This window comes from Psychrobacter sp. D2 (genome assembly GCF_013608135.1).
In the GTDB taxonomy this organism is placed as follows: domain Bacteria; phylum Pseudomonadota; class Gammaproteobacteria; order Pseudomonadales; family Moraxellaceae; genus Psychrobacter; species Psychrobacter cryohalolentis.
Map to the genome: position 1 here is coordinate 207,212 of NZ_JACDXZ010000004.1, position 14,147 is coordinate 221,358.

Sequence of the window (14,147 nt, forward strand, 5' to 3'; positions counted from 1 at the left end):
TAATATGTATTTTGTTTATTTTAGATGAGATAAGGCTAGATGGAATTATGGGGGCAAGGCGGACTGATAATGTGGCTTTACTTGACTCACTGCACTTTACATTGAGCTCAAACCTCTCCTTACTATAAAGAGTGAAACGCCCGTATAGTAAGGGAAGAGCTGATCCAAAAACGACTGTTTAGAGGCGGTTCTTTATATTGGTATAAGCAGGATTAATTAAGTCAAGACTGACTCAGGAAGGTTTAGCGTCCCTATGCTAGCAGCATCGATTGCCCCAGCAAGGTAACCTGGGAATTGTGTTGACCATTCGCTGCCAATACCTGTCAGACAATTTTCCCATACGCCGGATGTTGCTTTAGACACAGGTGCTGACGCATGTTGACCATTGCCACTCGCGTCAGCAGCAGTCGCTGTAAACGGTTCTTGCGCCCAGTCTTTGAGATATTCTCTTTTAGGATTCTCTGCCTCTACACCAAACAGTCTTACCAACTGTGCACGGCAATGTGCTTTTAAGATTGCTTCAGAAACATTTTGACGTATTTCTGCAGGTACACCTATAAAACCAAACAGCGCACCACTACCGTCTGTCACCGAAGCATCATTAATCTCAACCATAGGACCTTGGGCGCTTCTCGCCGCTCCAGAAAGACCCTGTTTTTGCCAAAAAGGCGTGTCATAAACCGCCACATATTTGGCGTGTGGCGCCATCCAAGTTGCAGTCTGCTGCCACTGCGCAGCTAGATTGGAAGGTAAAGCAGGTTGAAACGTAATACTTTCTTGTACCAAACGTGGCGGTAGCGCTAACAGCACATGTTGTGCCTGCCAAGTCACTACTTGCTCAGATATATCTTTACTAGCAATCTCAATATATTGACCAGCATGATTAAGTTGATATACGATTTGGCCAGTCAAAATACGTGAGGCATCAAGATGAAGATACAGAGCCTCTATCAATGCTGCCATACCGCCTTTAAGTCGCATGGATGGTGGCTCGCTTTTATAGCCGTGGGTACGAATAGCAGGCATATCAGGCGTGCGCTCGACCATCATATCGCCGTCTTCAAACTGCGTTACGGTCTCTAATTGCAGTTCTGCAATAAGATGCGCCAACTGCTGCTGATAGTCTGGCCAAAACCAAGAAGGCCCCAAATCAAAGCTATCTATATTTTTATTATCTCTCGAAAATTTTGCAGTAACGATACGACCACCTAGCGTCGGGCGCGCCTCTAACAGCACATAATCGATGCCTTTTTTTTCTAATAAATAAGCCGCATACAAGCCGCTTAGACCGCCGCCAATAATCGCTACCGATGCTTTCTTCATATTATTTTTCTCAACAGTACTTATAAACTCAGTGAACATCGATACCGATGATTTGTGATAAATGTCCAGTTTTTAGATAAACCGTGGCGCCATTCTCTCCTGCTGTTATTTGCGATGTCGCATCGACAGGCAGACGTATCCAACTACCGCGCTGATAACTCTGTCCCGCTTCTATCAACGTGCCCTCTAGCACCAATAGCTCAGTACCTCCTACGATTATACCTGTAAACAATGCCTCGCCTGCATTGATACGTTGCAAGATCACTTGCTCCTTTGCATCCGAGTATAAATGGCAAACCTCACGGCCGCCTTGTTCTTGCCAGTTGTCAGCATCGTTGGTATCGATAGCGACATGACGGGTCTCGTCGACCGTCATCTGCCAAAGTTTGACAAAAATAACAGCCCCCTCATGACTATAAGGCTGATGCCCTGAAGTCGGTGGATTGCGTAGATACCAACCAGCAGGATAATCACTATTATCCGCAGAAAAAGTGCCTGACAATACCAGAATCTCCTCGCCACCTGGGTGCAGATGATGCGGAAAATTTGACTCAGGGGCATAGCGTACGATACTGGTAGCACGTGCTTTTTCGGCGCCAACTCGGTCAAGCATCACGCGCTCGACGCCGTTTTGTGGTGATTGGACCCACTGATAGTGTTCAGGTGCTAAGGCAGCACGGCATGAAAAGTCTGCATTGATGAGCATAATATAACTTCTAAATAAGTATGATATTGTTTGGAATTATCCTCTGATTTATCTATTTTGACAAACCAGATAAACTTATTGTCGAAGTCAGTATTTATCATTAAAAGGCTAAGCATTAATGACATTAGCAAAAAACCCCTTTAACTAAAGCCATTGACTTGCTATCTTGCTTAGCTTTTCTATGAACATCTCACTTCCTGCCCCGTTTTTACGCTAATTTTTTAGCATTCTTTCTGACCGTTGGATCATATGAAACATAACCTTGAGGTGAGCTCAGACGCTCGCCGCACTCAGTATTTCCAAGTATTTTTGATGGGGGTTAGCGCCTTTATCATGAATACCACCGAATTCGTTCCTGTTGCCCTATTAAGCGACATCGCCCAAGATTTCTCTATCACCACGGCAGAGACGGGCTGGATGTTGACGCTGTATGCGTGGATTGTCGCGGCCATGTCATTGCCATTGATGCTGCTGACCAGTCGCTTTGAACGCAAGCGTTTGCTGTTGGCGTTATTTGCGGTGTTTATTGCCAGTCATGTATTGTCAGTATTTGCGTGGAGCTTTGAAGTGCTGCTCATCAGCCGAGTTGGCATTGCGCTCACGCATGCGATATTTTGGTCAATCACCGCAGCGATTGCGATACGTGTGGCACCGGAAGGCAAAAAGGCGCTGGCGCTTAGCGTGCTTGCGACTGGCACGTCATTAGCGATGGTGTTGGGTGTGCCTTTAGGACGCGTGGTCGGTCAATGGTTTGGCTGGCGCGCGACTTTTGGTGGTATTGGCGGGCTTGCCCTTATCGTATTCATTCTGCAAATGAGACTGTTGCCCACGCTGCCTAGTATGTTTGAAGGGTCTTTTAGAAAGATTCCAGAATTACTCAAAAACCCCTTATTGGTCTGCCTATATCTGCTAATTTTACTGGTCTTTACCGCGCACTATACAGCTTACTCGTATATCGAGCCTTTTATGCGTCAAGTCGGCTCAATCAGCGAAAACGCTGCGACTATTGTGCTGCTATTGTTCGGTGTCGCAGGGATTGCGGGCAGTGTGATATTCAGTCGTTGGGGTGATAAATTCAATACCAGATTAATGCTGATATCGACGATACTGATACTATTGTCTATGCTCATGCTGTTATTTTCGGTAACCTCAATATGGGCGCTCAGCTTGATTGCCCTACTCTGGGGCGCGGCGCTCATGCTGCTGATTATCTCCATGCAAGCCAAGGTCATCATGGTCGATGTCAATGCACAAGACATGCTGATGTCGATGTTCTCGGGCATTATCAATTTAGGCATTGGGACGGGTGCACTGTTCGGAGGCTATGCAGTAACGCATATTTCACTATCGAGCGTGGGCTATGTTGGGGCGGCTATCGCGGTTATGGCATTGCTACTGATGCTATTTATGATAAAGCGCTTTCCTGAGTTAAGTAAAAGGCTTGGTTAGCTAAAAATCTGATAGTAAATAAGCCTATACAAAATGCCAGCTATTTAAATGGGCTGGCATTTTGCTGTTTGATTTATTAAAAAATTAAGCCGCTTATTTAAAAATCCACCTTACCGCGTAACGCTTTGGTCTTACCGCGCTGGGTTTTTTGATCGACGCGTTTACGCTTAGCATTTCTGCTCGGTTTGGTCGGCCTGCGTGTTTTATTGACGTAAGTAGCTTTGGTGATAAAGCTTTGTAAGCGCTCAAACGCATCAATCTTATTGCGTTCTTGGGTGCGAAATTGCTGCGCCTTAATAATGAGCACACCTTCTTTAGTAATTCGGCTGTCTTTACTATCAAGCAAACGCTGCTTATTTACATCACTTAAGCTTGAGGCATGGATATCAAAACGCAGATGAATCGCAGAAGAGACTTTATTGACGTTTTGCCCACCTGCGCCTTGCGCACGTATGGCGCTAATCTCTACGTCACTGTCATTTAGACTAATGGTATTGCTGATAAAAATCATAGGATGCTTTTATAAATAATTGATAGTTATGATTAATGATAAACCATTATCAGCTACCTCGCCACTTGCCAGCTCACCACTTCCAAAATCCGCATGTCTTAAAAGCAGTTTTTCAAAACTTACAAGCTGAAATTCAGAGATGAAACCTTATAAATGTTATTGTTTGGCATTGCTATGTCTGTCATCTGTCTGTAAAGCGTAAGCCTATCTAAGGATTCGATATCGACATGCTAGGATAGTTTTAAATTGCCAAGACATTGTTTAATTAGCTAATTATTTAGCAAGCAGTTTCTTGGCCAAAACTTTCCCCGTCTTTTTCAAAATAAAGCTAAAAATACGATTTGATAGGAATAACTGTTTTATGACCACTAAAAATAAAAAAGTAAAATCCACTGCAAAAGTCGATAACAAGGCCATTAAAAATATCGCTTGCGACCCAGCTCACAGCATCCAAGTCAGAGGCGCAAGAGTTCATAATCTAAAAAACGTCGATGTTGACTTGCCGCGTAATGCCCTTGTGGTATTCACGGGTATATCAGGCTCAGGCAAATCTTCACTGGCATTTGGTACTCTTTTTGCAGAGTCACAACATCGCTATCTTGACTCAGTGTCACCTTATGCCAGACGCTTGATCGATCAAGTGGATCAGCCTGATGTCGATTCAATAGAAGGCTTGCCGCCCGCTGTTGCCCTGCAACAACAACGAGGTACGCCGTCTGTGCGCTCATCGGTCGGTAGCGTGACAACGATTTCAAATGGTTTACGCATGCTCTACTCACGAGCGGGCGAATACCCCGCTGGTCAAGGCATACTCTACGCCGACGCGTTCTCTCCAAATACGCCAGATGGCGCTTGCCCTACTTGCTCCGGTATTGGCCGCGTGTTTGAGGTAACAGAAGAATTGCTAGTTCCTGACAATACCAAAACCATTCGCGAACGCGCGATTGCCGCTTGGCCGCCTGCGTGGCAAGGTCAAAACCTAAGCCGCATCCTGACCACACTTGGCTACGATATCGATAAGCCGTGGAATACCCTGCCCCAAAAAACTCGTGATTGGATTCTCTTTACCGAAGACACGCCAGAAGTCCCTGTCTATCCAGAGTACAACATTGAACAAGTACGCGACGCTATTAAAAAAGGCGAAAAGCCCAATTATAAAGGGACGTTTACCAGTGCTAAGAATTTTGTTTTGCATTCTTTTGCTAGCACTCAAAGTCCGCGTACCAAAAAGCGCGTTTCCCAGTTTATGCAAATTTCTGAATGTCCAGAATGCCATGGCAAAAAACTCAAAAAAGAATCGCTATCGGTGAAATTCGCGGGTCTTGATATTGGTGAACTGTCTCAATTAACCCTGACTGAAATGGCACTCAAACTTCAGGATGCTGCCAAGACCAAACCAACTGACAACATGCCAAACCGAGAAAAGGCCATTGTTGCTCAACGTATTGCCAGTGACATTCTGTCTCGAGTTGAGGCGTTGACCACACTAGGCTTAGGGTATCTTTCGCTTGAACGCACTACACCTACTTTGTCTCCGGGTGAATTACAACGCCTAAGACTCGCTACCCAAATTCGCTCTAAACTGTTTGGTGTGGTCTATGTGCTTGACGAGCCGTCTGCTGGATTACATCCTGCCGATACTCAAGCGCTATTGGGCGCATTGGATGAGCTAACAGCGGCTGGTAACTCGTTATTTATTGTTGAGCATGACGTCAGCGTGATTCGGCACGCCGATTGGATTGTCGATGTGGGGCCAAAGGCTGGAACCCATGGCGGCGAAGTTATTTACAGTGGCCCTGTAGCAGGCTTGCGGGACGTTGCACAATCACGCACAGGACAGTATCTTTTTGAGACTGAAGGGGCGGTTGAGCATACCCCAAGAAAAGCAAAAGCCTCGCTACAGCTGGTCAATATCGAACGCAACAACTTGCAAGGGCTAGATGTAGCGTTTCCTCTAGGGGTGATGACAACGGTGACGGGCGTATCAGGTTCAGGCAAATCAAGTCTAGTCAGTCAAGCGCTGGTCGATATCATTTATAGCGAATTAGGGCAGAAGACAATTATCGAAGCACCGACTGGCGAAGCTGATTTACTAGAGCAAGAGCTAGAAACTCAGACCAGCGGTAAGATTGCTGATGGTATGGAACACGTGAGTCGATTGGTGACCGTTGATCAAAAAGCCATCGGTCGTACGCCGCGCTCAAACCTTGCCACTTATACCGGACTGTTCGATCACGTGCGCAAATTATTTGCCGCAACGCCAGAAGCCAAGGCACGACGTTACGATGCCGGTCGCTTCTCCTTTAACGTTAAAAAAGGCCGCTGTCCAAATTGCGAAGGTGTTGGTTTTGTGAGTGTTGAACTGCTATTTCTGCCGAGTGTTTACTCGCCGTGCCAAGTATGTCATGGGCAACGCTACAACGATGAAACCCTTGAGATCACTTATCGAGACAAAAATATCGCTGAAATCCTTGATCTCACCGTCGAATCTGCTTATGAATTCTTTGTAGAAGAAGCACCCATACTACGAGCATTAGACGCGTTGCTAAAAGTCGGGCTTGGCTACTTACGCCTTGGTCAACCCGCGACCGAGCTGTCGGGCGGTGAAGCACAGCGCATTAAGCTTGCCACCGAACTGCAACGAACACAACGAGGAGACACGCTTTATATCCTTGATGAACCAACAACTGGCCTGCATCCTTCGGACGTGTCGCTATTGATGGCACAATTGAACGGACTCGTTGACGCTGGTAACACTGTGATTATGGTTGAGCATGACATGCAAGTCGCTAGTAACAGCGATTGGATTATCGATATTGGGCCGGGCGCTGGTGATGAGGGCGGTCTTATTGTGGCAGAAGGCACACCAGCAGAGGTTGCGAAATCAAAAGCCAGTCGTACCGCGCCTTTTTTGCTGTTTTAGTCTCTTAGAGCGCATTCTATTAAAAAACCTCTTATGAACTCAGCAACTGACGGCAGCGCTCAATCACGGGCGCATCGACCATCTTGCCATCTATTTTAAATATCGCCTGCCCGCTCCGCTCGTATTCTTCTATTACACGTCTTGCAAACTCAATATCGGCGTCAGTCGGTTGCAGATATTGCTTAACAGTTGCTACTTGCTTTGGATGGATACAAAGCATTCCGGACATGCCCATTTGTGACCATAATTGCACTCGCTGCCCAAGCCCTTTAGCATCGTTAAAATCAGTATAAACCGTATCAATAGGCGCTAATAATTGATGTACTTTTGATGTGAGTAAAAGCTGATAACGAATTTGATTGGCAATAACATCTGCTGCCGCTGTACCTACGTGCACCTGTAAATCATTGCATAAATCTAAAAACCCATAGCTAAATGCAAGCAGTCCAGCAGATTTTGCCATACTATCGATTTGATATAAACCAAGCGCTGTCTCTATTAACGCAATGACGGGCAGTCCAGTCATGTTATGAGCGTTTTCAATATCTGATGCTTGCTCAGCTTTGGCTAGTAACACGCCAGCCAAATTAGGCATTTTCTGACAGAGCACTACGTCTTTGAAAAACTCCTCACTACCTGCTTTATTGATGCGTACCCAAATCGGCTGATAAGCCTGACTATTATAATAAACTTGTAAATCTTTGCGAGCTTGCACCTTGTTCGCTTCAGCAACCGCATCTTCTAAATCCACAATCACTGCATCTGTCCCACTGGCAAAGGCTTTTTCCACTCTATCTATGCGAGTGGCTGGCACGAATAACCATGTTTTGATATTGGAAAATTTTTTAACAATAGATGCTTGCATGCTTTACTCCTTCCTTAAACACTATTACTTCAAACATTATTATTTCAAACACTATTACTTAAAATATTAGTCCTTACTATAGCCAAATAAAAAACCGTATGCCATTTATCAGCATACGGTTTTAGAAATGACTCTACTTTTAGAGGGCGAACGGCTAACTAAGCCAACATCCCACCATCAACGACTATCGTTGCGCCCGTCGTATAACTTGAGGCATCAGACACTAGATATAAAACCGTGCCAGCCATTTCATCTGGATCTGCTACGCGTCCTAATGGAATTGCATGTAGCGCCATTTTTAAGACTTTATCATTAGTCGTTAACGCTGAGGCAAACTTAGTATCGGTTAAACCAGGCAACAACGCGTTGACACGAATGTTTAATGGGCCACATTCTTTGGCAAACGCTTTAGTCATGCTAATGACAGCCGCCTTGGTGATTGAGTAGATACCTTGCTTATCACCCGCGACTAAGCCATTGACCGAAGCGGTATTTAAGATAACCCCGCCGCCCTGCTCGCGCATCATCTTACCAGCAGCTGTCGACATAAAGAAATAACCACGAATGTTGACTTCAACGGTCTTATCAAAAGCGGCTAAATCTGTATCTAAGATATGCCCGTAGTAAGGGTTGGCAGCGGCATTATTGACCAAGATATCAATTTGACCAAATTCGCTTTTGATATGCTCAAAAATAGCATCAATCTGATCCATCTCACCCACGTGACAGGCAAAAGCACTGGCTTTATGTCCATCAGCGACGATGCTATTTGCCACTGCTTGGCAAGCATCAATCTTGCGGCTAGAGACAATGACGTGCGCGCCTCTAGAAGCTAATAAGCGTGCAATAGATTCGCCAATACCACGACTAGCACCTGTGACCAAAGCAATCTTACCCGTTAAATCAAATAAATCTTTCATTATTATTCCTTATATTTTTAAATATATTATTTATACATTTTAAATGTGTAGCAGAGCTGGAAGAAATTTTTGCAGCCTCTGGAGTGCAACGCACACAGCAAGCAAGAAAATTTTTACCAGCTCTGAGATACTTAGCTTAGAAATTTCATACCAATCGTTTTAAGAAATTGCATTAAGTCAGCTAAGCCAACATGCCACCATCAAGGGTAAAGGCATGACCATTCATAAAGCTGCTTTCATCGCTCGCGAGCCAAGCAATCGCGCCGGATACTTCATCAACTGTCCCTAAACGGCGTAGCGGGCTGGCATTAATTGTTGCTTTTTGCGCTCGCTCGCCCATCTTCGCCATGGTATTTTGCACCATAGGGGTATCAATAAAGCTTGGACAAACGGCATTAAAGCGGATATTGACGCGCGCATATTCATGAGCAGCAGACTTCGTCAGTCCCATCACGCCATGTTTAGCGGCGCTATACGCTGACAATAACGGCGCAGAACGCAGCCCTGCGATAGAGGCGACATTAATCACGTGACCGCCACCATTGGCTGCCATACAAGTAACAGCCGCACGCATGCAATGCCAGACACCTTTTAGATTAACGGCAATATTACGGTCAAAATCATCATCACTTAGCTCATGCATCGGTGCAGGCTGATGGTCGATGCCCGCATTATTTACTACGACATCAAGACCACCCAGCGTTTCCATGGCAAAGGCAAATAATGCGCGTACTTCATCGCCACTCGTCACATCGACCTTTTTAAAGACGATACTATTGCCCGCATCTTGACCTTGCTTGGCAACCGCAGCGCCCATCTCTTCGGCCATATCACCGATAACGACTTTCGCACCGCGACTGGCTAACAGTAGCGCACTTGCTGCACCAATGCCTGAAGCACCACCCGTGATTAAAATTCGTTTACCAGAAACGTTACTGGCTACGTCTGATGCAATTCCATTTGTATTCAGTGTCATGATTTATCCCTCTACCTTAAGTACCAGTTTGCCGAAGTTTTCACCTTTAAAGAGCATCATCAAAGTATCGGGGAACGTCTCGATACCTTCAACGATATGGTCTTTTACTTTCATATCACCTGACTGAATCCAGCCAGCAATCTCTTTCATCGCGATTGGATACTCTTTGATATTATCAAAGACAACGATGCCTTCCATACGGGCACGATTGACCAATAATGACAGATAGTTTGACGGCCCTTCTACCGCTGTGGTGTTGTTATATTGGCTGATCGCACCGCAAATCACGATACGCGCACGCAGATTAATTTGGGTGAGGACGTCATTTAAGATATCGCCGCCTACGTTATCAAAGAAGACATCGACACCGTTTGGACAGGCTTGCTTTAAGCCTTTTTTGACATCCTCATTTTTATAATCTACCGCAGCATCAAAACCCAACTCATCGACTAAAAATTTACATTTCTCAGCACCGCCCGCGATGCCAACGACTCGGCAGCCTTTTAGTTTTGCAATCTGTCCAACCAAACCACCAACCGCACCCGCAGCACCAGAAACAACGACTGTCTCGCCAGCTTTTGGTTGACCAGTTTTTGATAAGCCAAAGTAACCGGTCATACCTGGCATACCGAGCACGCCTAAGTAATAAGATAAGGGTGCAAGGTTTGGATCGACTTTGTATAACCCAGTACCATCACTGACCGCATACGACTGCACGCCATTATGACCACAGACATAATCGCCGACGGCAAACTTCTCATGCTTACTTTCAATGACTTCGCCCACGGTACCCGCGCGCATGACATCACCAATCTGTACTGGTTCGATATAAGATTTGGCATCGTTTAACCAGCCACGCATCGCTGGATCCATCGAGATATATTCAATTTTTATCAGTAACTGACCGTCTGTGATAGTCGGTAGTTTTGACTCAGTATAATCCCAAGTCTCCGCACTCGGTGCGCCAACAGGTCTTTCTTTTAAACGCCACTGCTTATTCATTGTTGTCATTATTTATTCCTTTAAATTTTTATAAAAAGCCATTGGTATCGTTTGCTTAAAAAGAGTTTATTCAAAATAAGACAAATATATTAAAAAGCGTTCTTCTGGGATAAATTTTTCTCGCTTGCTGTGCGCTTTGCACTCCAGAGGCTTCGAAAAATTCATCCCAGCATCACATTAGTCGTATTGTTCAGGCATGTTCTTATGTTGAAAACATTCCAAACAGTCACTTAAAACCATTCTGCTTGCATATTGGTACATACCGCATTGTCATTATTTAACAGTTCGATATCGCGATTGATTAACGGCAATTCCCAATCGATAAAGTATTTGGCTGCTTGGATTTTTCCATGATAGAAGTTTTGTTTTTCAACATCCTGTGTTGCGCTGTCGTTAATTTCGCTTAGCAATTGCTCAGCTTTACTCGCTTGGCGAATCCAAATCCAGCTGACCACGATAGAGGCAAAAATATTCATTAGTGCTTGTGCGTTACCCGTTAATGTAACTGCTTTTTCCGTTTGCAGGATTTTGCTTAAATGTACCAACACTTCATGAAGATGACCCATATAAGGCATCAATTTACCAGCGAGTTTTGCACTCTCTGGCGTGGTAATAGACTCTAAGTCTTGGGTGATTTCACGTTTGAGAATTTGAATACCAAGACCCTTGTTTTGCCATAACTTACGAAATGACAAATCTAACGCTTGCACACCATTTGTGCCTTCATGAATGGGATTAAGACGATTGTCACGCCAAAATTGCTCGGCTTGATACTCGCGCGTATAGCCTGCACCGCCCAATACTTGAATGCCCAAGTCATTGGCTTTTGGACCATATTCAGAGGGCCATGCTTTTAATACTGGGGTTAATAAATCCAGCAGTTCTGATAGCTCAGCTTTTAGTGTTGCATCTTCACAGGTATTGATACGGTCAATCAGATTTGAGCCATATAAACACAGTGATATGCCACCCTCGCTATAGGCTTTTTGCGCCAACAGCATACGCTTAACATCGCCATGCTGGATAATCGCCGTTGCTGCATCTTCAGGTTTATTATTCGGTGCGATTCTGCCCTGCGTTCTGTCTTTGGCATAATCGAGCGAGTATTGATAACCACGATAGCCAATCATCGCGGCACCAAAGCCAACCGCGATGCGCGCTTCATTCATCATCTTAAACATATAACGCAGACCAAAATGCTCTTCGCCGATAAGATAGCCATAGCACTCGCCTGCATCGCCAAAGCTTAATGCGGTAGAAGTCGCGCCTCTATAACCCAGCTTATGAATAAGACCCGTTAAATGCACGTCATTACGCTCGCCAACCGATGCATCATTATTTAGACGATACTTAGGTACGGCAAATAAAGAAATGCCTTTGACGCCACCAGGACCGCCCGGCACTTTGGCTAATACCAAATGCACAATATTGTCAGACAATTCGTGATCGCCTGCTGAGATATAAATCTTGCTGCCTTTTACGCGATAGCTGCCGTCGTCTTGTTTAACGGCGGTAGTTTTGATATCGGCAAGCGATGAGCCAGCATGTGGCTCAGTTAATGCCATCGTGCCGGTAAATTCACCCGTCAACATGCGCGGCATAAAGGCATTTTTAATCTCATCACTGGCGAAATGTGAGATAACATTAATCGCCGCCGTGGTCAAAAATGGATAAGCCGTCGTTGATGGGTTGGCCGCTATAAAATAGCCTGCCACTGCTGTCATAACCGTTTCGGGTAATTGCATGCCACCATCGTCAAAGCTATAACGGCCAGCGATGAAGCCCGACTCGCGGAACGCATCAAAGGCGACTTTTACGTCACTTATCATGCTGACTTTTTTGCCATCGAACTGTGGCTCGTTTTTATCTGCCACATGGTTATGGGGCAAGAATAAATTGGTCGCGATTTTATTGGCGGTGTCCAATACCGCATCGAAGGTTTCGCGGCTGTGTTCTGAAAACTTCGGATGCTCGGTTAAATGTTCAGTGCCCAATACATCATATAGTTGGAACGGTAACTCAAAGTCATTGATAAGCGTATCTGCTGCCATAGTATTCTCGTTAACTCATTAAATTTGGTGATTCATTGATATTAATCTAATTTAACGCCTTGCCGTATTGTCATTTATGACATAATTATGGTCAAATAAGACATTCTCTCTAACCTATAGTGAGTGAATTTCAAATTACGTATCGTGCAGCTGGTGAATATCAGCTATAAATTTGCATACACTTAAAGGAAGCCAAATTTTGCCCTACTTCAAACCGTTTAAAGTGATTATCGTTGGCTTCGATGGCGTGCTCGGCAGTGTGCTCGCTGGGGCGCTAGATTTATTTTCATTTACTGGCGTCAGCTGGCAACGATTTTTGGATGAAGAAGTAGAGCCTAGATTTAGTGTGCAGATTGCAAGCTTAGGTGGCGCGGATATCAGATGTAGCAATCGTTTGATTATGCGAGCGCATTGCGATATTCAGGAAGTCACAGAGTGCGACTTACTATTAATTCCAACCATTGGCGATTCAATCGATAAAGTATTGAGCCAAAATAGTGAGTTAATTCCGCATATAAAGCGACTGGCGAATACCAAGGCGGATATCGCTAGTAATTGTAGCGGGGCTTTCTTTTTGGCAAAAGCAGGCTTGCTCGATGGCAAAGTAGCGACCACTCATTGGGGCTATGCCAGTAAGTTTAAGGCAGATTTTCCACTGGTTGATTTGCAAGAGAATCAATTTGTCACTCAATCAAAGAACCATTCAAAAAGCCAGCCAAAAAGTGATTCAGCACACCAATCAGGCAATATATTTTGTGCGGCAGGTGGTAGCGCCTTTTATGACTTGGGATTGCTATTAATTGAGCGGTATTGCGGGCGTGAGATTTCTACCCAAGTGGCAAAAACCCAGATTATTGACAGTAAAAGAGGCAATCAAAACAGCTATACCAATGTGACGTTGCATAAACCACATTCAGATCAGCTGGTTAAGCAAGTACAAGAGTTTATCGAGGAAAACTTCAAGCAATCTATTCAAGTTAGCGGCTTGGCAGCCATGGTAAATATCACCCCACGCACCTTAAACAGACGCTTTCAATCTTGCGTTGCGATGCGCCCGATTGAGTATATTCAAGCGGTGAGAATTGAGCAGGCCAAGCGCTTACTGGAATTGGGCGATGTGACTATAAAATCGTTAGCGGAGCGAGTTGGTTACGATGATATTTCCTCATTCACTAGGCTTTTTAAACGCGCTACTGAACTGACCCCGAAAGAATATCAGGATAAATTTTCACGCTTGGCGATTTAACTTTATAGTAGATTTTTTAGAAGTAATACGTTGCTGCAACAAATTTATTACAGCAACAATTTTATATAATTAATTCGATATAAAAACGATACAGCGAGACGAAAAGTTGTTTTTCGCAGCATCTGTCGGCGTAGGCACAGCACGCAAGAAAAACAACTTTTCATTGAGCGACTTG

Annotated in this window: 11 protein-coding genes; 3 read left to right on the plus strand and 8 right to left on the minus strand. The window is 44.7% G+C overall.

Annotated elements, in window-relative coordinates; genetic code table 11:
* Positions 1-216 precede the first annotated feature (216 nt).
* Together H0262_RS07440 and H0262_RS07445 are read right to left on the minus strand one after the other, a co-directional pair.
* Positions 217-1,323 (minus strand): FAD-dependent oxidoreductase, encoded by a 1,107-nt coding sequence (locus tag H0262_RS07440; protein ID WP_259275428.1) that lies wholly within the window; start codon positions 1,321-1,323, stop codon positions 217-219.
* A gap of 28 nt (positions 1,324-1,351) precedes the next feature.
* The gene (locus H0262_RS07445; protein WP_181210295.1) at positions 1,352-2,029 is read right to left on the minus strand and encodes a cupin domain-containing protein; all 678 of its coding nucleotides are present in this window, start codon (positions 2,027-2,029) and stop codon (positions 1,352-1,354) included.
* 249 nt (positions 2,030-2,278) lie between these two features.
* Between H0262_RS07445 and H0262_RS07450 the strand changes: the two genes are divergently transcribed.
* Complete coding sequence (locus H0262_RS07450) at positions 2,279-3,478, plus strand: sugar transporter (RefSeq protein ID WP_181210296.1); 1,200 nt, start codon at positions 2,279-2,281, stop codon at positions 3,476-3,478.
* Positions 3,479-3,575: 97 nt separating this feature from the next.
* Here H0262_RS07450 and arfB read toward each other — a convergent pair whose 3' ends face one another.
* Positions 3,576-3,989 carry an alternative ribosome rescue aminoacyl-tRNA hydrolase ArfB gene (arfB, locus tag H0262_RS07455; protein ID WP_181210297.1) on the minus strand — a complete coding sequence of 138 codons (414 nt, stop codon included), beginning with the start codon at positions 3,987-3,989 and terminating at the stop codon, positions 3,576-3,578.
* 361 nt (positions 3,990-4,350) lie between these two features.
* Between arfB and uvrA the strand changes: the two genes are divergently transcribed.
* Positions 4,351-6,912, plus strand: a complete 2,562-nt coding sequence (gene uvrA / locus H0262_RS07460; RefSeq protein ID WP_181210298.1) for an excinuclease ABC subunit UvrA — start codon at positions 4,351-4,353, stop codon at positions 6,910-6,912.
* Positions 6,913-6,943: 31 nt separating this feature from the next.
* Here the strand turns inward: uvrA and H0262_RS07465 are convergent, their stop codons facing one another.
* From H0262_RS07465 to H0262_RS07485, 5 genes are all read right to left on the minus strand, one after another.
* Entirely contained in the window at positions 6,944-7,777 is an 834-nt protein-coding gene (locus H0262_RS07465) for a CoA ester lyase (RefSeq protein WP_181210299.1), read from the minus strand.
* A 158-nt stretch (positions 7,778-7,935) separates the two neighbouring features.
* Positions 7,936-8,697 (minus strand): SDR family oxidoreductase, encoded by a 762-nt coding sequence (locus H0262_RS07470; RefSeq protein WP_181210300.1) that lies wholly within the window; start codon positions 8,695-8,697, stop codon positions 7,936-7,938.
* A gap of 181 nt (positions 8,698-8,878) precedes the next feature.
* Entirely contained in the window at positions 8,879-9,673 is a 795-nt protein-coding gene (locus H0262_RS07475; RefSeq protein ID WP_133105364.1) for an SDR family NAD(P)-dependent oxidoreductase, read from the minus strand.
* 3 nt (positions 9,674-9,676) lie between these two features.
* The gene (locus tag H0262_RS07480; RefSeq protein WP_181210301.1) at positions 9,677-10,684 is read right to left on the minus strand and encodes an NADP-dependent oxidoreductase; all 1,008 of its coding nucleotides are present in this window, start codon (positions 10,682-10,684) and stop codon (positions 9,677-9,679) included.
* A gap of 221 nt (positions 10,685-10,905) precedes the next feature.
* Positions 10,906-12,726 (minus strand): acyl-CoA dehydrogenase, encoded by a 1,821-nt coding sequence (locus H0262_RS07485; protein ID WP_181210302.1) that lies wholly within the window; start codon positions 12,724-12,726, stop codon positions 10,906-10,908.
* Between the two features lie 199 nt (positions 12,727-12,925).
* Between H0262_RS07485 and H0262_RS07490 the strand changes: the two genes are divergently transcribed.
* Positions 12,926-13,972 carry a GlxA family transcriptional regulator gene (locus H0262_RS07490; RefSeq protein WP_181210303.1) on the plus strand — a complete coding sequence of 349 codons (1,047 nt, stop codon included), beginning with the start codon at positions 12,926-12,928 and terminating at the stop codon, positions 13,970-13,972.
* Positions 13,973-14,147 lie beyond the last annotated feature (175 nt).